Here is an 18,765-nt window from a genome sequence, read left to right as displayed (position 1 = left end):
CCGCCCTTTCAGCCGATGCGGATCGGCTTGGCGATGGCAGCAGTCAGCACCTCTGGATCGCCATCGGTCACCAGCACGTCGTCCTCGATGCGGATGCCGCCGAAACCCCGCAGCTCATCGACCCGCTCCCATACGACGCTCTCGGCGAACTTCTCACGCCGAGCCGGGTCGCCCAGCAGCGCATCGATGAAGTAGAGGCCGGGCTCGACGGTCGTGATCATGCCGGGCTCGAGACCCCGGTCGGTGCGCAGGTACCGCAATTGGGGGTCGTCGCTGCGCTCGTGGCCCGGCGGGAAACCGCTGGCGTCGTGCACCGACAGGCCCAGCAGGTGGCCCAACCCGTGGGGGAAGAACAGCGCCACAGCGCCCGAGGTCACCAACTCGGCTGCCTCGCCCTTGAGCAACCCCATCTCGATAAGGCCAGCCCCCAAGATGCGGGCAGCGGCGATATGCACTTCGCGCCACTGGATGCCGGGGCGACACATATCGATCGTCTGCTGCTGGGCGCTGAGCACCAGCTTCCACAGGTACTCCTGCTCATCGGTCGGGTCGGCGCCCACGACCATCGTGCGGGTCACGTCGCTGGCGTAGCCGCCGAATTGGGCGCCAGCATCGATGAGCAGCAGGTCGCCTGACTCCACGACGCGGGTCGCGGGGCGAAGTGGGTCGTCGCCCGCGAAGACATAGTGCAGGTAAGCGCCGTGGGCACCCGATGCCACGATGCTGTCGTAGGCCACTCGGGGCGCTCCCGCAGCGAAGAATTGGGATTCCATCCCGATCTGGATCTGTCGTTCGGTCATGCCGGGGACGGCGTTGCGGTACACCCACTCAAAGCCGGCAGCGCTGGCTGCTGCGGCTCGCCGGATGTCGTCGAGCTCGGCTTCGTCCTTGGTCATGCGTTCGAGCGCGACGGCAGCGCTCAGCCGCAACACCGTTGCGGGGGGCGACGGGTCGGACTGATCGTCCGCCGCAGTGCCTTGCTCGGCCGGGCCGGTTGACGTTGCCTCTTCCGTGGACTTGGCCTCATCCGTGGACGTTGCCTCTTCCGTGGACTCAGCCTCGACATTCGAGGCCGCAGGCAACACCTCGGGCATCGCAGCACCAGCGCCCAATTCGATGACGGTCCGGTCGCTGCGCTGCGCCAGCCAGTCCTCCAGCTCGTCGAGCGGCCGCCCGACGGGCGTCGGCGGCTGTTCCCACACGAGCCGTGCAGGACTGAAGCGGGGGCCGAACAACTCCCACTCCCCAGCCGCGGCGTCGAAGGCCAGCGTCGTGCCGGGAGAACCCACCGCCGTCAGGTAGGACACATCGGGATGCGGCAGGAATGCGAAGTGCTGATCGGTGCCCGACCAGCTCGCCGGCTCACCCGCACGAAGGAGCACGACCTCGTCGGTCAGCTCCCAGCGCTTGGCCACTCGCGCCCGCCTGTGTGCCAGCGCTTCGTCAGAAGGCTTCACGCGGCGCACCCTAACGCCGCGAGTGCGCCCTCCCCGCGCGATCCCTAGGTTCTTGCCGTGTGACCGAAGAAGCCCCACTGGAACCTGATATCTCGCCGCTGCTCGCCAAGGCCCTCGCCGCCCACGACGCCACGCTTGACGAAACTCGCCCCACCGCAGTGGCTCGCCAACACGCTCGTGGCCGCTGGACTGCCCGCGAGCGGATCGCCGCACTCTTCGACCCCGGAACGTTCGTCGAGTACGGGCAACTCGCTCAGCCACAGCGTCGCTCGCTCGGCGACGCTCCCGCGGACGGCCTGGTGACGGGCGTCGGGCTCGTCGAGGGCGTTTCTGTGTGTGCCTTCACCTACGACTACACGGTGATGGGCGGCAGCCAGAGTCCCCGCAACCACCGCAAGATGGACCGGATGATGGAAGTGGCCGAGCGGAATCGCTGGCCGATCATCTTCTGGTCTGAAGGCGGCGGGGCCCGTGCCAGTGAGTTGCACTACGACGGCGGCATGGTGACCACGTTCGTGCAGCTGGCGCGGCTGTCGGGGTTGGTGCCGATCGTCACCATCCTGTCGGGACCGAGCTTCGCCGGCCAGGCCAACATCGCCGGCACCTCCGATGTCATCATCGCCACCAAGGACTCGACACTGGGACTGTCGGGACCCCCGCTCGTGATGTCGGCGACCGGCGAGATGCTTACGCCCGAAGAGCTCGGGCCGATGTCGATGCATGAGCGAATCGGCACCGTCGAACTCGTCGTCCCCGACGAAGCTGCTGCACTTGACGCTGCGCGGACGTACTTGTCGTACTTCACCGGAATTGCTGCACCGTCGACGATGACTGCACCTGACCAAACGCCGCTGCGCACGATGGTGCCCGAAAATCCCCGGCGCGCATACGACGTGCGAAAGATTGTGGCAACGCTGGCCGACGAGGGCTCGGTCATGGAGCTGCGGCCGACATTCGGCCGCTGCCTTTCGACATCGCTGTGCCGCATCGAAGGGCACGTCGTGGGCGTGCTTGCGAACAACCCGATGTTCGGTGCAGGTGCCATCGACGCCGAGGGCTCGGCGAAGTTCTCCCGCCACGTCGAACTGTGCAATGCCTACGACATCCCGCTGTTGTTCGTGTGCGACACGCCCGGCTTCATGATCGGCACTGCAGCTGAGGCGACTGCTCTGGTGCGCCACAGCGCTCGGACGCTGATGGCGCTGAGCGCAGCCGACGTGCCAATCCTGACCGTGATCCTGCGCAAGGCCTACGGGCTCGGGTACTACGCCATGGGCTCAGACGCGCTGGCGCCCGACATGATCGTGGGGTGGCCGACCGCCGAGTTCGGTGGCATGGGCCTCGAAGGGGCCGTGAACATCGTCTACCGAGACGAACTCTCCTCGGCACCCGACGACGCAGCGCGCCGGGAGATCCGGGAGCAACGGGTCGCGGAGTGGAAGGAGCGCAATACCGGGCTGGAGTTCGCCAGGGCGTTCCTGCTCGACGACATCATCGACCCGGCCGACACACGGGACCTGGTCGCACGGCTGCTCGCAACCCTGCCAGCACCACAGCCGCGCACCGGGCGCAAGCACCCGATCGATCCCTGGTAACCGCGCTCTACTGCTGCTGTTGATGTTGTTGCGTGGCCTGCTGCCGGCCAACGACATTGGCAGGAGAACTGACTGCGACGCTGGACCGGCGGCGGATCGGCTCGGTCACCATGGATATCGGAGCGGTCGGCTGAGCGATGATCACCTCAGCGTCAACCTCGGCGTCAGCCGAGCCGTGAAAGACGCCACGCACCGGCGGGACATCGTTGTAGTCGCGTCCATGACCGATTATCACGTGGCGCTCGCCGACCGATCCGCCATTGGTGGGATCGAGCGCATACCAGCCAGAACCGGGCACAACGGCCTCGATCCAGGCGTGCGTCTGCACAGACACCGCTGCCGGCCCTGGCTCATTTGAACTCAATACGCCGTCCACATCATCGGCGGAACCTGCCGCTTCGAATTCCTCGGCCCACCCCGCCGGTACAGCCGAAACCTCGTCGGCGCCAGTCCAGTCAAGCTGCGTCTCGTCGAGCGCGAACAGGTAGCCGGACACATAGCGGGCAGGGATGCCGACGCAGCGCAACATGCCCACGGCCAGGTGGGCAAAGTCCTGGCACACACCCCGACCGCCGTCGATCAACTCCTCCAACGTCACCCCGATCGAGGTCGAGCCGTGTTCGTAGGTCAGCACGGTGGGCACCGCCTGAATGATCGCGAGCACCTGCTCACGCACCTCATCGGCAGCCGAGCCGATCGCCCACGAGGCCACCTCGTTGATGAGGTCTCCCCACTGCACATGTTGCGAAGGCGCCAAGTACTCCACGTGTTCGTTGAGGAACTGCTGATCTCTGAGTCGCTCGCAGCTCACCGGCTCAGGCGTGGCCTCGATCGCCGTCGTCTCCACCGACGCCTCAGCCACCACCAGCAGCTCTTCGTGCGGCCCACGCACCCCGAGATGGTCCACCGTGGTGCCGAAATAGTCGCGAGTCGCAAGCGTGGCCAACGCCGTACCCAACTGGGCCAACTCGGTCTCGGGCTCTTCGGCCAGCGACCCGTCGAGTTCGCCGTATTCCAGGTGCGCTCGCAGTGCCCCAGCGCGGCGACGCGGCGTCGCAACCGCACCTGCTGCCGCCGCCAGATCCTCGAGTCGCTGCTCCACCCGCCCCAGACACCACAGCACCGATCGGGGCAGATTGGAGTGCTGGAGCAGGAATCTCGCCACCGCAGCCCAGCTCGGCGAGTGGCCGATCTCGCGGTGGGCCGCCTGCAGCGAATGAGTGAACGCCAGCAGCCGGTTGCCGTCGAACACGTCGCCGCCGGTCCCCAGGCCCGACTTCAGCAACTCGACCGTCAAGATCGAGCGCTCGAGCAGCCGGCCCACCTCCATGAAGGCATAGCCCTCGTCTCGCATCATCGACTCAGTCATCACGCCGCTCAGCGAACGGCATCCGCGCCGGGCGGTGATGACCGACATCCTCGACACCTCGCCGCCGGTCTGCTCCCGTGTTCCGGCGCTGACCGCTTTGGCGCTCTGCATGAGGATGTGCAGGCTGTTGGCCTCCTCCCACAGCTCCACCGGAATGCGGTCGCGCACAATGCGCAGGTTCTCGCGCACGGCCCCCACAGATGACACCACCGAGCCGGGATGCGAGTCATCGGAAACCAGGAAATCCATAACGGCGTATGGCCCGGTGCTGACCCGGGCGGCCACGAATTCCTCCTGCAGCCCGAGCGCCTGCACCAGCCGGCGAGACGCCAGCCGGGCCTCGGTGGGCTGGCGGTGCATGACCGCGTTGGCCTCCACCCACACACACCGGGCAATGGTGTCTGCCCGCTCCAGGTAGCGGCCCGCCCACAGCATCGAGTCGGCATGGCGCGCCAGGATCATGCGCCCGGCTCCTGCGGAAGCGATGCGTTCGCCACTGCGCCAGGCGCCAGCACCCACGTGTCCTTCGAGCCGCCCCCTTGGGAAGAATTCACGATCAGCGAACCCTTCCGCATCGCCACCCGCGTGAGCCCGCCGGGAAAAACCCGCGTCCGCTCGCCGGTGATCACAAACGGCCGCAGATCAAGGTGGCGCGACTCCAGCTCGTCGTCGCACATCGTGGCCAGCGTCGAGAGCTCCACCACTTTCTGCACAACCCAATTGCGTGGGTCACGCTCGATCTCGGCCTGGGCATCCGCCAGCTCGGAGTCGGTGGCGTTGCGCCCGATGATGATGCCGTCGCCGCCCGACTCCCCCACCGGTTTGATGACCAGTTCATCCAAGCGTTCAAACGCTGCCGCTCGCTGGTCGGGCTCCCACATCACGTAGGTCTCGACGTTGGGCAGGATCGGCTCCTCGCCCAAGTAGTAGCGAATCAGATCAGTCACGTAGGGGTGGATCGCCTTGTCGTCGGCGACGCCGTTGCCCACCGCATTGCACACCGTCACTGTGCCCGCACGGATAGCGCCGAGCAGCCCCGGCACGCCCAGCGTCGAATCGGGCCGGAACGCAACCGGGTCCAAGAAGTCATCGTCAATGCGCCGGTAGATCACGTCGACCGGCACCAAGCCCTCGATGGTGCGCAGGTAGACGACATGCTCATCCACCACCAGGTCAGGACCTTCCACCAGCTCGACGCCCATCTCACGGGCCAGGAACGCATGCTCGAAGTACGCGGAGTTGTAGATCCCCGGTGTCAGGATCACGATGAGCGGCTTGTCGCCGGCCCCAGTGGGCGCCACCGACTCCAGCGCCGTGCGCAGCATCCGGCCGTACTGACCTACTGGCTCGACCGTGTGGTTCTCCCACAGGCGGGGGAACGCCTTGGTCATCGCCGCTCGGTTCTCGATGACGTAGCTGATCCCGCTGGGGTTGCGCAGGTTGTCCTCCAGCACCCGGTACTGGCCCTCAACGTCACGAACGAGGTCGATGCCGGCGATCACGCAGTGGGCATCGTGGGGCACGCTGATCCCGAACGCGTTGCGTTCGAACCCCGCCGACGACCGCACGAGCCAGGCAGGCACGATGCCGTCGGCCATGGCCGCTCCCTCGCCGGTGTAGACGTCGGCAAGGAACCGGTTCAGCGCCGTGACCCGCTGGGCCAGCCCCTTCTCGATCTCCTGCCATTCAGCCGCTGCAATCAGCCGCGGGAACAGGTCCATCGGCCAGGTCCGCTCGGTGCCCTTTGAATCGCCGTAGACCGTGAACGTGATGCCTTGGCGGCGGAACTCCTCCTCGATGATGCGTTCCCGGCGCCGCAGCTCGGCCGCGTCCATGCCCGAGAAGCGCTCCACGATCGCTTGGTACAGCGGCCTGATCGTGCCATCGCGCTCGAACGCCTCGTCATAGGCGAGCGCCTCGGCATCAGGTCTGTGCAGCTCCGCCATGGCTCATTTGATAGCGCGTCCAACTATGGACTTGTGTCAATTGCGGCCGCATCCGCCTTCTAGGCAGGGACGGCCAGCGTTTGCTCCAGCATGTCGATCGTTTGCATGGCCCCGAGGCACTGGCTGACCGAAGCGTTGGGCTCGCGGCCCTCGAGCACCGCCGAGATGAACTCTCGGTCCTGCAATTCGATGCCGTCGTTGGAGACTGCCACCCCCGAGAGATCCACCGGATTGTCGTAGCCGTCGACAAGGTCGTCGTAGCGAGCGACGTAGGTGCCGTTGTCGCAGATATATCGAAAGAACGTGCCGAGGGGTCCGTTGTTGTTGAACGACAGCGACAGTGTGCACAGAGCGCCCGACGGGACGTTCATGCCGATCGTCATGTCCATTGCGATGCCCAGCTCAGGGTGCAGCGGGCCTTGCTGCGCCCATCCGGCAGCTATCGGCTCCCCCGTCTGGTAGCCGAACAAGTCGACGGTGTGGCACGAATGGTGCCACAGCAGGTGATCGGTCCACGTGCGGGGCTTGCCCATCGCGTTTCGATTCTCGCGCCTGAAGAAGAACGTCTCGACAACGAGGTGTTGCAGCTTCAACTCACCAGTGGCGATGCGCTCGTGGATCCACTGGTGACTGGGATTGAAGCGACGGGTGTGGCACACCATTGCGGTGAGGCCCGTCTGGTGCTGAACTTGCACCAACCCTTCGCTGTCGGCAAGATTGTCGGCCATCGGTATCTCGACCAGCACGTGCTTGCCCGCCCGCATGGTCTCGATGGCCTGGGCAGCGTGCAGCGGCGTCGGCGTGGCCAGAATCACGGCATCGGCGTCGAGCGTGAGGGCCTGAGACAAATCTGTGGTCCAGCGGTCAATCTCGAACTCGTCAGCAAACGCCTCGGTGTCTTCTGCTCCGCCTCCCGACAGAGCCACTACCTCAACATCGTCGATCCGACGCAATGCCGCAATGTGCCTGCGTCCGATGGCTCCCTCTCCAGCAAGGATGATCTTCACGGCAGTCCTTTTGGCGACTCTCAACCACAGCCGAAGTCGTACAGCGTCTCGGGATTGGCGACCAGAATCTGGCGGCGAACGCCCTCGTCAGGGGCGAATGATGCGAGCACATCGACGAGGTCGCCGTCGTCAGGCATGTGGCGCACGTTCGGATGCGGCCAGTCCGTGCCCCACAAGATGCGATCGGGTGCCGCGGCAATGAGCGCCTGGGCATAGGGAACGACGTCGTCGTAGGGCGGCCCGCCATCCGCGGTGAGCCGCTCCGCGCCCGACACCTTGACCCAAGCCCGCTCGTCGCGCATCAACTCGAGCAGGGCCCCAAATGGCTCCTGGTCGAGCCCGGCGTTGGCGTCGATGCGGGCCATGTGGTCGATGACATACGGGCACGGCATGCGGTCGAGCAACTCTGCGTACTTCGGCAGGTCCTTCGCATCGAAGTGCAAGACGATGTGCCACCCGAAAGGTTGTACCCGGTTCACGAGACGCCAGAAGACCTCAAGTTCGGGGGCGCCACCAAGGTGGGCCACGAAGTTGAAGCGGGTCCCACGCACGCCCGCGTCGTGCAGTGCGCCGATGTCGGCCTCGCTGAACGACTCGTCGATCATTGCGACGCCCGCGTAGCGGCCCTTGCCCCGCACAAGCGCGTCCACCATCGCGGCGTTGTCGGTGCCGTGGCAGCTGGCCTGCACGAACACCGCCCGCGAGAGCCCCAGCCGCTCCTGCAGCACCTCGAAGTCGTCGATACCGGCATCGGGCGGGGTGTAGGTGGCCTCGGGCGCGAAAGGGAACCGATGCGCTGGCCCGAAGACATGGCAGTGCGCATCGGTCGTGCCGGGCGGAGGCGCGAACGCCGTCGGCGGGTGCGGCGAAGGATGCGGCGGCGAGATCGTGCGTTCCATCACTGAGCAGTTCTCGGGAACACCACACCGTCGAACAGCTTGCGGGCCGTGCGGACGATCCCAGAGCGCCCCACGACTGGGCCCTGCGGACCCTCGGCGATCTTCACCCGTGCGGCGAAAATGCCCGTCGGGTGCTCGACTTCCACGAGGTCAGGGTCGGCACCCGGCCGCAGCAACTCCGAACCGGCACCACCGGGCAATCGCAGTGCCGTGGCCACGCTGACCGCGCCGAGCACGCCGATGGCGTCGTGACAACGGTGCGGAATGAACGTCCGCGTGCAGATGTTCCCACCTGCGCGGGGGGCCGACACCAACGTCATCTTGGGCACCGTCGTGCCGCTCACATCTCCGAGCTTCATCAATTTGCCGGCCTGGCGACGGATGCTCTCGAGCCGTTCCCGGAACGGCTGGTTTGCCTCCAGCGCGGCCGGCGCCTCATCGCCGGTGATTTCAAGATCAGCTGCCCGCAACACCACGGTCGGCATGCCGTTGTCCACGCAGGTCACTTCGACGCCGTCGATCATGTCGGCGGCCGCTCCGGTCGGCAGCAGTGCACCGCATGTCGAACCGGCAGTATCTGCGAAGTCCAGGCGAACCTCCGCTGAGGTGCCCGGAACTCCCGAGATCGCCGTATCGCCCTCATAATTCGGCAGGCCGCTGTCCAGCGGGAACGTCGCCGTGGCAACAGCATCGCTGTTGAGCATGCGAATGCGGACCTGTGCCTGCGTGCCCTTAGTCGCGACGAGGCCACGCTCAAGGGCGAACTGCCCTACGCCCGCCAGCAAGTTGCCGCAATTCTGCTGGTCGCTGACCGAGCCATCTTCCACGACTACCTGCAAGAACAGGTAGTCCACGTCGGCTTCGGGATCGTCCGAAGGCGACACCACGGCCACCTTGGACGTCAGTGGGTGCGCCCCGCCGATGCCGTCAATCTGGCGCGGGTCGGGCGAGCCCATGACCCGCGCTAGCAGCGAGTCTCGTTCATCGGGATCTTCGGGCAGCTCGTCAGCCACGAAGTAGGCACCCTTGGACGTGCCGCCCCGCATGACCATGCACCGCACGCCTCCCGGTGCCATCTCGTGAGTGTTGCGGCTCAAGGTTCAAGCCTCAGAGCCGGAATCAGCCGAGACCCGCCGCTCGATACGAGGCGTCGAGCCGGCTTCAAGCACCACCTTGTCGAGGTCATCGGCCACCAACAGCTCGCCGGTGAAGCCCCCAGCACGAATGACGTCGGTGAAATCCTGTTCGTCGACCTCGATTCCCGGCGCCGGGATCAAGTGGGTGAGCACCAGCGCTGGAACTCCGAGCTCTGCTGCCTGTACCCCGATGAGCCGTGTGTCCGCGTGGTAGTCGAGGATGAAGTGTCGAATCGGCGATCCCTGTTCGATCACCGGAAACAGCATCGCCTCATAGATGAGCACGTCTGCGCCCCCAGCCAGGGCAGCCATCTCGTCGCAGACGAGCGTGTCACCGCTCACCACCACATCGCCGCTCCGCCACACCTCAGTGGGCGACGTCGGCGCATCGAATGCGATCACCTCCACATCTGCAGTCGTGGCACGGCGGGAATGATCGCGACGGACGGCGAGGTCATGGCGCCACGGATGGAGCATTTCGCTCACGTAGTCGACCGCGGGCCCTTCGGGCACCACAATCGGCAGCGGTATGAAATCGTCGTGACGAGCCATGACCCAGCGGCTCAGGGCCACGTCGGCCAGCCCGGTCAGATGGTCACTGTGGTGGTGGGTCACGAAGACCGCGCTGAGGTGGGGAAGCCACACGCCTGCGCCAGCGAGGCGCTGCACCGTCGAGCGGCCTGCGTCGAACAGCAGCGTCAGGTCGCCGTGGCGCACCAGCAGGCTCGGTCTTGCACGGCGGGGGTCGGGTACCGGGTACCCCGTTCCGGTGATGATGACCTCAGTCGTCATGACCCCTCCCGAGCTCCCCAGCGTGACCGTAGTGCCGCTTCACAACCGTCAATCCGTGCGCCCAAATGGCGGGACCAACTCATCCGAACCGTCGCTGCGCTTACTCAATCGACCCACTCCACACCGAGTTCCGCCAGTTTTTGGCGCAGCCCGTACATGTCGAGCCCCAACTCGCCCGCTTGCAGGCGAGCCCGGCTGCCCTCTTCGTTGGCGAGCCGGGCGTTCGACTGGTCAAGTGCCCAGGCGGCCTCGGCCCGTGGCACTGCCACGACACCGTCGTCGTCGGCGCAAATGACGTCGCCCGGGTTGATGATGACGCCGTCGATGCTGATAGGGACATTGACCGAACCGGGGGTGTTCTTGACCGTGCCCTCGCAGGACACGTGGCGGGTCCATACGGCGAAACCCATGGCCCGCAGATCCATCGTGTCGCGGACCCCGGCGTCCATTACCAGGCCAACGACGCCACGAGCCATCAGCGAGGAAGCCAGCAGGTCGCCGAACATACCGTGTGTGGACGGCGCTGTGTTGGTGACCACCAAGATGTCGCTCGGCTGGCAGACCTCCACGGCTGCGTGGATCATCATGTTGTCGCCCGGATGGGACAGCACTGTGACGGCCGAGCCGCCAACCTTCGTGCCCTGCCCGATGGGCCGAAGCTCGGGTCCCAGGTAGCCGCGGCGGCCGATGGCCTCGTGCACGGTGGCCGTGCCGGCCGCGCCCAGGCCTGCAATGACCTCTGTGTCGGCGCGCTCAATTGTGCGGACAATCACATGTCGGGCAACCATCAGCCCTCCTGCTCTGCTCGTTGGAGTTGGAGCGCGCCGGCTAAGCGTGGATACACCCGGAAGGCATTCTCCCTGAAGATCAAGCGTCGGGCGTCGTCGCCGATATCCGCTGCGTCGATGTAGCGCTTCGTGTCGTCAAAGTTGAACCCAGTGGTCGGGTCGATGCCCCGCACGGCCCCCACCATCTCGGACGCGAACAGGATGTTCTGCGGCGGGATGACCTCCACCAAGACGTCGATGCCGGGCTGGTGATACACGCAGGTGTCGAAGAACACGTTGCCCAGCAGCGACTCATCGAGTGGCCGCAGTCCCATGTCTTGGGCCATGCCTCGGAACCGGCCCCAGTGATAGGGCACCGCTCCCCCGCCGTGAGGGATCACGAACCTCAGGTCGGGATGGTCGGCGAACAGGTCGGACATCATCATCTGGACGAACGCCGTCGTGTCGGCTCCGAGATAGTGCGAACTGGTGGCGTGAAAGTTTGGGTTGCAGGTGCCGCTGACGTGGATCATTCCCGGCACGTCGAGCTCTGCCATGGCTTCCCACAGGGGCCACCAGTAAGGGTCGCCCAGCGGCGGGCCGGTCCAGAAACCACCGGAGGGATCGGGATTGACGTTGCAGCCGATGAAGCCCATCTCTTCGACACATCGCCGCAGCTCGCGCACCGAGCTGTCGATCGGAACACCGGGTGACTGAGGCAGCTGGCAGACCGGTACGAAGTTCTCAGGAATTAGATCGCAGACCCGGCGGATGAGTTCGTTGCAGTGCTCGGACCAGAAGCGCGAGGTGTGCTCGTTGCCTTCATGGTGGCCCATCGCTGAGGCCCGTGGCGAGAAGATGGTGATGTCCGAGCCACGCTCGCGTTGCAGGCGCAACTGGTTCTGCTCGATGCTCTCGCGAATCTCGTCGTCGCTGATGTCGAGCACACCCTTCGCGCCGACGTGGGCCGGGTCGACATCGAAGGCGGCGCGCTGGGCGGCGCGGTACCCGCCAAGTTGTGGAGGGGCCGTGGTGTAGTGGCCATGGCAGTCGATGATCACCCTGGCCTCCCCGGCCCGGTTCTGGCAGCGCTCCGGCAGCACGCTCCGGGGGCGACTTCAGTCGCTGACAAGATCGTAGGCGAGCCGTCAGGTCGGCCCCCCGGGATGCCGCTCATGGTCGTAGCCGGTGCGAATCTGCGAGGCTGTGCACGCCATGACGCCCGGCCAGCCACGCCAGCCCTGCACCGTCGCCGGGGCCTTCCTGGCGACTCTGGCGGACCGAGGCGTGGAGTGGGTGTTCGGCAATGCCGGCACCGACTTCGCACCGATCATCGAGGCCCTGGCCGCGAACGCCGACGGCTCGCTGGCGATGCCGCAGACGATGGAAGTCCTCCACGAGACCGTCGCGGTATCGATGGCGCACGGCTACTGGCTCATGACCGGCCGCCCCCAGTGCGTGATGGTGCACGTCAACGTGGGTGTAGCGAATTCCTTGATGGGGCTGATGAACGCCTCGAGGGGTCGGGTGCCGCTGCTGTTCGCCTCGGGCCGGACACCGATTACCGAGCAGGGGCGACTCGGCAGCCGCAACGCCCCGATCCATTGGGGTCAAGAAATGTTCGACCAGGGGGGCATCGTCCGCGAGTTCGTCAAGTGGGACAACGAGCTGCGAGCGGGCGAGCAGGTGGTCGACCAGGTCGACCGTGCACTGGCCATCGCTCAGGCGCAGCCCTGCGGTCCCGTGTACCTGAGCCTGCCCCGCGAAGTGCTGGCAGAGTCACTCCCCCCGGGCACGGCGCTCGGCCCCAACAGCGTGGAGGTTCCAGCCCCACCACATCCCGATCCAGCCGCCGTGGAGGCTGCGGTGGGATTGATTGCGGAGGCTGAGGCGCCGCTGATCATCACTTCGGGCGGAGGGCCCGACCTGTTCGACGTGCTCGGACCGGTAGCTGAGCGATTCGCCATTCCCGTGGTGCAGTACTGGCGGACGAGCGTGGCGATCTCCACCGAGCACCCGATGTACGCAGGCGAGAACCCCGCCGAGCTGCTGAGTCGGTCTGATTGCGTGGTGACGCTCGACTCGATGGTCCCGTGGGTGCCCGGCGGGATGCGGCCGCCCGACGGCGCCCGGATGATCCAGATCGGCCCCGATCCGCTGTTTGCAGGCACACCAGTGCGGTCGTTTCCCAGTGACGTGACGATCACGTCGACGGCATCGACCGGGCTGGGCGCAATCGCCGCCGGTCTCGACGCCATCGGTTTGGCAAGCGCCGCTCACACGCTGGCCCGGCGCACCGCACTGGCTGACGATCTGGACGCCCGACGTCAGCGTGAGGTTGCCGCTGGACACGAGCCCGGCGGTCAGGTGATGTCTCCGGAATTCATGAGCCTCACGCTCAGCGAGGTCATCGGCAGCGATGCGGCGGTCGTCAACGAGCTGGGCCTGGCACCCGCTGTCATGTCTTTCACGGGCCCTCACAGCTTCTTCGGGCCCACTGTCTCAACTGGTCTGGGATGGGGCGGCGGAACGGCGCTCGGCGCCAAGCTGGCCGACCCGGATCGGCTGGTGGTGTGGGCGACGGGCGACGGCTCGTACGTGTTCTCGAACCCGATGGCAGTCCACCACGCCGCTGCCTCACAGGGTCTCGGACTGCTCACGTTGGTCGCCGACAACCGGGTCTGGAACGCAGTGCGGCGCTCGACGCTTGCGGTGTATCCCGAGGGCGCAGCGGCGAGATCGGCCCGTATGCCGCTCAGCGCACTAGATCCCGCACCGGACTACCCCAAGATCGTCGAGGCGTACGGCGGCCACGGCCAGCACGTCGAGGACCCCGACGAACTGCGGCCGGCCCTGGAACGAGCCATCGAGATCTGCAGCACCGGCCGTCAAGCCCTCATATCAGTCCACGTGTCCTACCCCGACGCAGCCATCCACTAAACCGGCGGCACTACGAGGTTGCCCGCGTTGAGGGACGATGCCTAGGTGACGGCGAGGTAGTGCCGCAGCGCCTTCCGGATGATGTCGCTCGTCGTCGTTCCCGCCGATTGGGCCGCCCGCGTGACGCGGTCCCGAAGTTCGGGGTCGATGCGCACCGGAACAACATCAGCTGGCGCTGAGCCCAGGGGTGGTCGACCACGCCGACGGATCTTCAGCGCTTCGACGTCATAGTTCGTCGCCTCGACCTCATCGGCGAGCGCGTCGAGTTCGCCGTCGGCGAGGGCTCGCCCCGTCTTGGTCCGTCGAGCGGTCACGAGTCGTTCTCGTTCGGAGCCGGGAGTAGGTCGTAGAACGACGGCCGCAGTGGCATGGCGTGGATCACCAGCTCAACTTCGTCGTCGAGCTCGAGCCAGACGACTTCCAGGAGATTGCCCGCGGGGTCTGGGCCAATCCCAAGCACCTTCGGCGGGTCTGCTCCAGGTTCGAGGTCAATGACCGTGAGTGCATTGCGTATTGCATGGAAAATCGCCTGCTCGTCGAGTCCGTGCCTATGCGCCGAGCTGTGGAATTGCACAGCAGCTTAACGTATTACGAAATACTCGCGAGTCTGCTGACAATTTCTCGACCCCAGCGTTGCGGCATGCTGTGCGCCAATCCGGCGGCGGAAGAGGCAAGGACCATGGCAGATCCCACAGCAGTCCGCAACACAGTTATCGAGGCGAACGGACTTCGATTCACCGCGGACGTGGCGGGCCCGGCCGGAGGCCCCTCAGTCCTGCTGTTGCATGGCTTTCCTCAGACTCGCCACACCTGGCGTGCCGAAATGACCGCACTTGCGGCGGCCGGGTACCGGGCATGCGCTCCCGATCAGCGGGGCTACTCCCCGGGCGCGCGTCCCGACGGCGTCGACAACTACCGCGTCGAACTGCTGGTCGCCGATGCGCTGGGGATCGCCGACAGCTTGGGCGCTGATCGATTTCACATCGTCGGGCACGACTGGGGAGGCGCTCTGGCGTGGTTCATCGCAGCGCATCTTCCCGAGCGGATCATCTCGCTGACCGTCATCTCACGGCCCCATCCCGCGGCGTTCATGGCAGCCATGCGTGACGACCCCGATCAGCCTCATCGTTCCCGCCATCACCCGGCGTTCCAGCGCCCCGAGGCAACCGATGCGCTGCTGGTTGACAACGCCGGAGCACTGCGGCGTGCGATGGCTCGCACCGCCGTTCCCGAGGCCGACATCGACGCCTACCTGGGCACGCTCTCCGACCGCGACGCACTCGATGCGGCGGTCAACTGGTACCGGGCCATGGGCCAGTCGAGCATCCAGTCCGCGAACACGCCGGCGATCAGTGTTCCAACGATGTTCGTGTGGGGGAACCAAGACGCCACTGTCGGTCGCATGGCCGCAGAGAACACCGCCGACTACGTGACGGGTCCGTACCGCTTCGCCGAGCTGCCCGGCGTCAACCACTTCGTCACCGACGAGGCTCCCGGCGCATTCACCGAGCTGCTGCTCGATCACCTCGCCCAGCAGAGCTGAGCGAGCGGCGCAAGGGAGTGGGCGATACTGGACTCGAACCAGTGACCTCTGCCGTGTGAAGGCAGCGCTCTAACCATCTGAGCCAATCGCCCGTGGGCCGACGATGATAGGCGTTGCCGGAACCGGCGAGCGCACGACGGTCGACAGAGAGGCAGCCACGTGAGCACGGATTCGTACCACACCGCACCAGATCGCTTGGCTCCCCCACCGCCGGGCTGCCCGGTGCACGAGAGCTGGTCGCCGCTCAGCGATGAGTACCTGGCCGATCCGTACCCCATCGCCAACCAGCTGCGTGAAGACCACCCGGTCTTCTACGCCGCCGAGATGGGTCACGTGGTGGTGACGCGCATGGCCGACATCGAGGCCGTGTTCATGGACCCCGTCACCTACGCCTCATCCAATGTGCAGGACCCCATCTTCCCACTGGCTTCGGAGGCGGCCGAAGTGCTGTCCGCCCCGGATTACAACCCTCAGGCGGTCATGTCGAACCGGGCTGAGCCCGACCATGGGCGTATCCGCGTCCACACCCGAGGCGGGTTCTCGGTGCGTCGGCTGCGAACGCTCGAGGACTACATGCGCTCGCGGGCCACCGAGTTGATCGAGGCGATGCTGGCTGGCGAACGGCCGGCCGACTATGTGACCGCAGTGGCGTTCCCGCTGCCGGCGGAGATCGTGTTCCGGTTCATCGGATTCCCGCCCGAAGACGACCTGATGCTCAAGTCGTGGTGCGTGAACCGCAAGGCGTTCGCCTGGGGCAAGCCCACACCCGACGAGCAGGCCCAGATGGCCGAGGGAATGCTCGCCTATTGGCGCTATTGCAGAGAATTCGTGGCCGAGCGACATCGCAATCGCACTGACGACTTCTGCTCGGAACTGCTCGACGACCACGACGCCGACCCGGACCCCGAAGGCGGCACCGGCCTCGCCTACCGAGAGGTCGAGTCGATCATCTACGGGATCTCGTTCGCCGGCCACGACCCGGTCACGAATCTGCTGTGCAACACGCTGCGGTGCCTGCTGCCACGGCGCGGCCAGTGGGACGCTCTGTGCGCGGTCCCGTCGCTCATTCCCACGGCGGTCGAGGAAACCCTGCGATTCGACTCCAGCCAGGTCGCCTGGCGCCGGGTGACCACATGCGACACCGAGCTTGGCGGAGTGCAGTTGCCGAAGGGCACGCGGGTCTTCCTGAATTTCGCAGCGGCGAACCGCGAGCCGTGTGCGTTCGCCGACACCGACAGCTTCGATGTCAACGACTACGACTTCAACAGGCCCGACCCTCACCGCCACATCAGCTTCGGCAAGGGCATTCACTTCTGCCTGGGGGCGAACCTGGCCCGCATGGAGGCGCGGATCGCGCTGGAGATCCTGACCCAGCGGGTGCCGTCGCTGCGGCTGCCGCCACAGGACTACTGGACCTTCCCGAACATCACCTTCCGCGGCCCCGAGGAACTCTGGCTCGACTGGGACTGAAATCAGCCAGCATCGGACCATCACTGTTGGTTGGCGGTGCCCGAGTCGTCCGGGGCGCCGCCACCGCTGGGAGAAAGGGAATACCCGTACACGCCGGAGAAGGTGCCGGCGATGGCGGCGCCGGGTGTCGGCCCCGCCGCCGAAAGTTGAAGCGTGCCCTCTGTGAAGGGCGAGAACTCCTCCGGCTCCGACGCTCCGGGCGGGATGGACCATATTCCTCCCGCGATGGCGTCTGCGCCAATGACAAGCGTGGCTCCCGCCGCCAACAGGTCTATGTCCACAGCCAGTGTCATCCCGGAGACGGAGCCGTCGTCGTTGAGTTTCGCTGCGACTATGGACGCGAGCTTGTCAACTTCCGGAAGCAGGACGCTCTCCTGCGGGCTGGAGTAACCGGAAAAGACTCCCATGCTCTCAGTCGATTCCTCGGACCCGTTCAGCGACAGGTTGTCGATGGTCCCGTTCGCGAGGGGGTTGGGACTCAGGTTGCTTCCCCAGGTCGTCTGGAAGGTGATCTGGAGGGTTCCTGACCCGGCGGAAGGCGGGACGGATGCCTCCGGCTCGGGCCAGTCGGGCGGCGCGGGGGTCAGGTCTGCGAGGATTTCGCCTCTTCGCTTCAGGATGAATTTGCGCACCCGGTCGGTGTCGGCGGCGGCGGCCTGCGTTGCGGATGGGAGGCCGTGCTGCTGCACGATGGCGGCCATGTCGTCCACTGCAGCCAGTAGCTCGTCCTCGGCCCAGACGGTGTCCAGGATCTCGGTCAGTCGGGCGGCGTACTTGACCCGCCAGTCAGGGTCGTTGTACAGCCGGTTCGGGATGGCGGTGAGAGCCAGCACCGACGGGGGCGGGTTGGCGATGTTGTCGAAGGGATTGGGGTCGTCCTTCAAGTGGAAGGTGTCGTCGGTGCCCCACGGTATGAACAAGAAGGGGCCGTTGGGCTCACGGTAGAAGTGATAGTTGTTGCGGTCGCCGGCGTACCCGTCCCAATGCCCCACCAGCACCTCCGTTGCCCAGCACGAGAGGAACCGGTCGAGGTCCACGATCTCGCCCAGCGCCTCCAGGCCGGCGTCTGCGGGGTCCCCCACCGCCGCCACCACGGCGTCTATGTCGGACCAGTCGGCGGCGTCTTCGTTGGTCTTCTTCTCTATGGTGCCGCGGTAGTCCGGTGTGAAGTCGCTGACCGTGCCCTCGTACAGGTTGCCCGCCGCGCTCTCGAAGTGGCGTGACAGGAACGGGGCCTTGATTTCCTCGACGTGGACGTAGAGCCCCAGATCCTTCCCGTTGACCGACACGGTGGCGAAGTTGCAGCGCGGCGCGGGACTTCCGGCGGCGGCGAAGACCCGGTACGACAGGCAGGTGTTGACCATGGAGGGGTCCTGGACGCTGTTGTTCAGGGTCATCCGCTCCATGACGCCGCCGAGCGACTGGTCGTCCACGTACTTGTCGAAGCGGAGCTTGAGGGCCGGCTTGGTGTCGCTCTGGGAGCCGAGGAACCCCTTCTTGCGCACGCCGACGTCGGCGTGGGTCTCGCCGTCCACGGTCACTGTGGCGGAGAACCAGTCATAGATGTCGGCAAAGGGCCGGGACAGGCCGTATTCGGCGATTTCTGCGATCACGTCGGAGAACGTCCGGGTCTGGTGGCGCAGGGTGTCCCAATCCTCGCCAGCGATCTCGATAGTGATGTCCAGCACGCGCTCGAGGGCGAAGTAAGCATCGCTGGGGTGGGCTTCGGCGTCATCGGTCTCGCCTGCGCAACCGGCCACAATGATCGCTGTTACTGCCAGCACAGTTGCAAGGATCCTGCGCACGGCCACAGGCTATGGGAGCTACCCCGGCAGGATCGAGGG

General features: G+C 66.1%; 16 protein-coding genes and 1 tRNA gene. 4 read left to right on the top strand and 13 right to left on the bottom strand.

Going from position 1 to position 18,765, the window contains the following annotated elements:
- Positions 1 to 8: 8 nt before the first annotated feature.
- Positions 9 to 1,457, bottom strand: coding sequence for an aminopeptidase P N-terminal domain-containing protein (locus tag ACOOHB_RS21735; RefSeq protein WP_420446867.1), 1,449 nt, complete (start codon positions 1,455 to 1,457; stop codon positions 9 to 11).
- 59 nt (positions 1,458 to 1,516) lie between these two features.
- Between ACOOHB_RS21735 and ACOOHB_RS21730 the strand changes: the two genes are divergently transcribed.
- Positions 1,517 to 3,052 carry an acyl-CoA carboxylase subunit beta gene (locus ACOOHB_RS21730; RefSeq protein ID WP_420446866.1) on the top strand — a complete coding sequence of 512 codons (1,536 nt, stop codon included), beginning with the start codon at positions 1,517 to 1,519 and terminating at the stop codon, positions 3,050 to 3,052.
- 7 nt (positions 3,053 to 3,059) lie between these two features.
- Here the strand turns inward: ACOOHB_RS21730 and ACOOHB_RS21725 are convergent, their stop codons facing one another.
- From ACOOHB_RS21725 to ACOOHB_RS21690, 8 genes are all read right to left on the bottom strand, one after another.
- A complete protein-coding gene (locus ACOOHB_RS21725; protein WP_420446865.1) occupies positions 3,060 to 4,883 on the bottom strand; it encodes an alpha-E domain-containing protein in 1,824 nt (607 codons plus the stop codon).
- Positions 4,880 to 6,367: a circularly permuted type 2 ATP-grasp protein gene (locus ACOOHB_RS21720; protein WP_420446864.1), complete on the bottom strand. Its 1,488-nt coding sequence runs from the start codon at positions 6,365 to 6,367 to the stop codon at positions 4,880 to 4,882. The genes ACOOHB_RS21725 and ACOOHB_RS21720 overlap by 4 nt, the downstream gene beginning before the upstream one ends.
- Positions 6,368 to 6,426: 59 nt before the next feature.
- Positions 6,427 to 7,374 carry a Gfo/Idh/MocA family oxidoreductase gene (locus ACOOHB_RS21715; protein ID WP_420446863.1) on the bottom strand — a complete coding sequence of 316 codons (948 nt, stop codon included), beginning with the start codon at positions 7,372 to 7,374 and terminating at the stop codon, positions 6,427 to 6,429.
- 20 nt (positions 7,375 to 7,394) lie between these two features.
- Complete coding sequence (locus tag ACOOHB_RS21710) at positions 7,395 to 8,273, bottom strand: amidohydrolase family protein (RefSeq protein ID WP_420446862.1); 879 nt, start codon at positions 8,271 to 8,273, stop codon at positions 7,395 to 7,397.
- Positions 8,273 to 9,349 carry a 4-oxalomesaconate tautomerase gene (locus tag ACOOHB_RS21705; RefSeq protein WP_420446861.1) on the bottom strand — a complete coding sequence of 359 codons (1,077 nt, stop codon included), beginning with the start codon at positions 9,347 to 9,349 and terminating at the stop codon, positions 8,273 to 8,275. The genes ACOOHB_RS21710 and ACOOHB_RS21705 overlap by 1 nt, the downstream gene beginning before the upstream one ends.
- Positions 9,350 to 9,373: 24 nt before the next feature.
- Positions 9,374 to 10,201 carry an MBL fold metallo-hydrolase gene (locus ACOOHB_RS21700; protein WP_420446860.1) on the bottom strand — a complete coding sequence of 276 codons (828 nt, stop codon included), beginning with the start codon at positions 10,199 to 10,201 and terminating at the stop codon, positions 9,374 to 9,376.
- A gap of 104 nt (positions 10,202 to 10,305) precedes the next feature.
- The gene (locus ACOOHB_RS21695) at positions 10,306 to 10,989 is read right to left on the bottom strand and encodes a 4-carboxy-4-hydroxy-2-oxoadipate aldolase/oxaloacetate decarboxylase (RefSeq protein ID WP_420446859.1); all 684 of its coding nucleotides are present in this window, start codon (positions 10,987 to 10,989) and stop codon (positions 10,306 to 10,308) included.
- Positions 10,989 to 12,029, bottom strand: a complete 1,041-nt coding sequence (locus ACOOHB_RS21690) for an amidohydrolase family protein (protein ID WP_420446858.1) — start codon at positions 12,027 to 12,029, stop codon at positions 10,989 to 10,991. Before ACOOHB_RS21690 ends, ACOOHB_RS21695 begins: the two co-directional genes overlap by 1 nt.
- Positions 12,030 to 12,183: 154 nt before the next feature.
- Between ACOOHB_RS21690 and ACOOHB_RS21685 the strand changes: the two genes are divergently transcribed.
- Complete coding sequence (locus ACOOHB_RS21685; RefSeq protein WP_420446857.1) at positions 12,184 to 13,908, top strand: thiamine pyrophosphate-requiring protein; 1,725 nt, start codon at positions 12,184 to 12,186, stop codon at positions 13,906 to 13,908.
- 41 nt (positions 13,909 to 13,949) lie between these two features.
- Here the strand turns inward: ACOOHB_RS21685 and ACOOHB_RS21680 are convergent, their stop codons facing one another.
- Positions 13,950 to 14,222, bottom strand: a complete 273-nt coding sequence (locus ACOOHB_RS21680) for a ribbon-helix-helix protein, CopG family (protein WP_420446856.1) — start codon at positions 14,220 to 14,222, stop codon at positions 13,950 to 13,952.
- Positions 14,219 to 14,482 (bottom strand): hypothetical protein, encoded by a 264-nt coding sequence (locus ACOOHB_RS21675; RefSeq protein ID WP_420446855.1) that lies wholly within the window; start codon positions 14,480 to 14,482, stop codon positions 14,219 to 14,221. The genes ACOOHB_RS21680 and ACOOHB_RS21675 overlap by 4 nt, the downstream gene beginning before the upstream one ends.
- Before the next feature lie 105 nt (positions 14,483 to 14,587).
- Between ACOOHB_RS21675 and ACOOHB_RS21670 the strand changes: the two genes are divergently transcribed.
- Positions 14,588 to 15,451 carry an alpha/beta fold hydrolase gene (locus ACOOHB_RS21670; protein ID WP_420446854.1) on the top strand — a complete coding sequence of 288 codons (864 nt, stop codon included), beginning with the start codon at positions 14,588 to 14,590 and terminating at the stop codon, positions 15,449 to 15,451.
- Between the two features lie 18 nt (positions 15,452 to 15,469).
- Here ACOOHB_RS21670 and ACOOHB_RS21665 read toward each other — a convergent pair.
- Positions 15,470 to 15,543 (bottom strand) — tRNA-Val (locus ACOOHB_RS21665).
- A 67-nt stretch (positions 15,544 to 15,610) separates the two neighbouring features.
- On the opposite strand from ACOOHB_RS21665, the gene ACOOHB_RS21660 reads away from it, so the two are divergent.
- Positions 15,611 to 16,921: a cytochrome P450 gene (locus ACOOHB_RS21660; RefSeq protein WP_420446853.1), complete on the top strand. Its 1,311-nt coding sequence runs from the start codon at positions 15,611 to 15,613 to the stop codon at positions 16,919 to 16,921.
- A 20-nt stretch (positions 16,922 to 16,941) separates the two neighbouring features.
- Here ACOOHB_RS21660 and ACOOHB_RS21655 read toward each other — a convergent pair whose 3' ends face one another.
- Positions 16,942 to 18,726 carry a CotH kinase family protein gene (locus tag ACOOHB_RS21655; protein WP_420446852.1) on the bottom strand — a complete coding sequence of 595 codons (1,785 nt, stop codon included), beginning with the start codon at positions 18,724 to 18,726 and terminating at the stop codon, positions 16,942 to 16,944.
- Positions 18,727 to 18,765 lie beyond the last annotated feature (39 nt).

Origin of the sequence: Candidatus Poriferisodalis sp., assembly GCF_965215815.1 — a bacterium.
GTDB lineage: Bacteria > Actinomycetota > Acidimicrobiia > Acidimicrobiales > Poriferisodalaceae > Poriferisodalis.
Note: the sequence above shows the minus strand (reverse complement) of the source record. Positions and strands in the feature narration are given on the sequence as shown.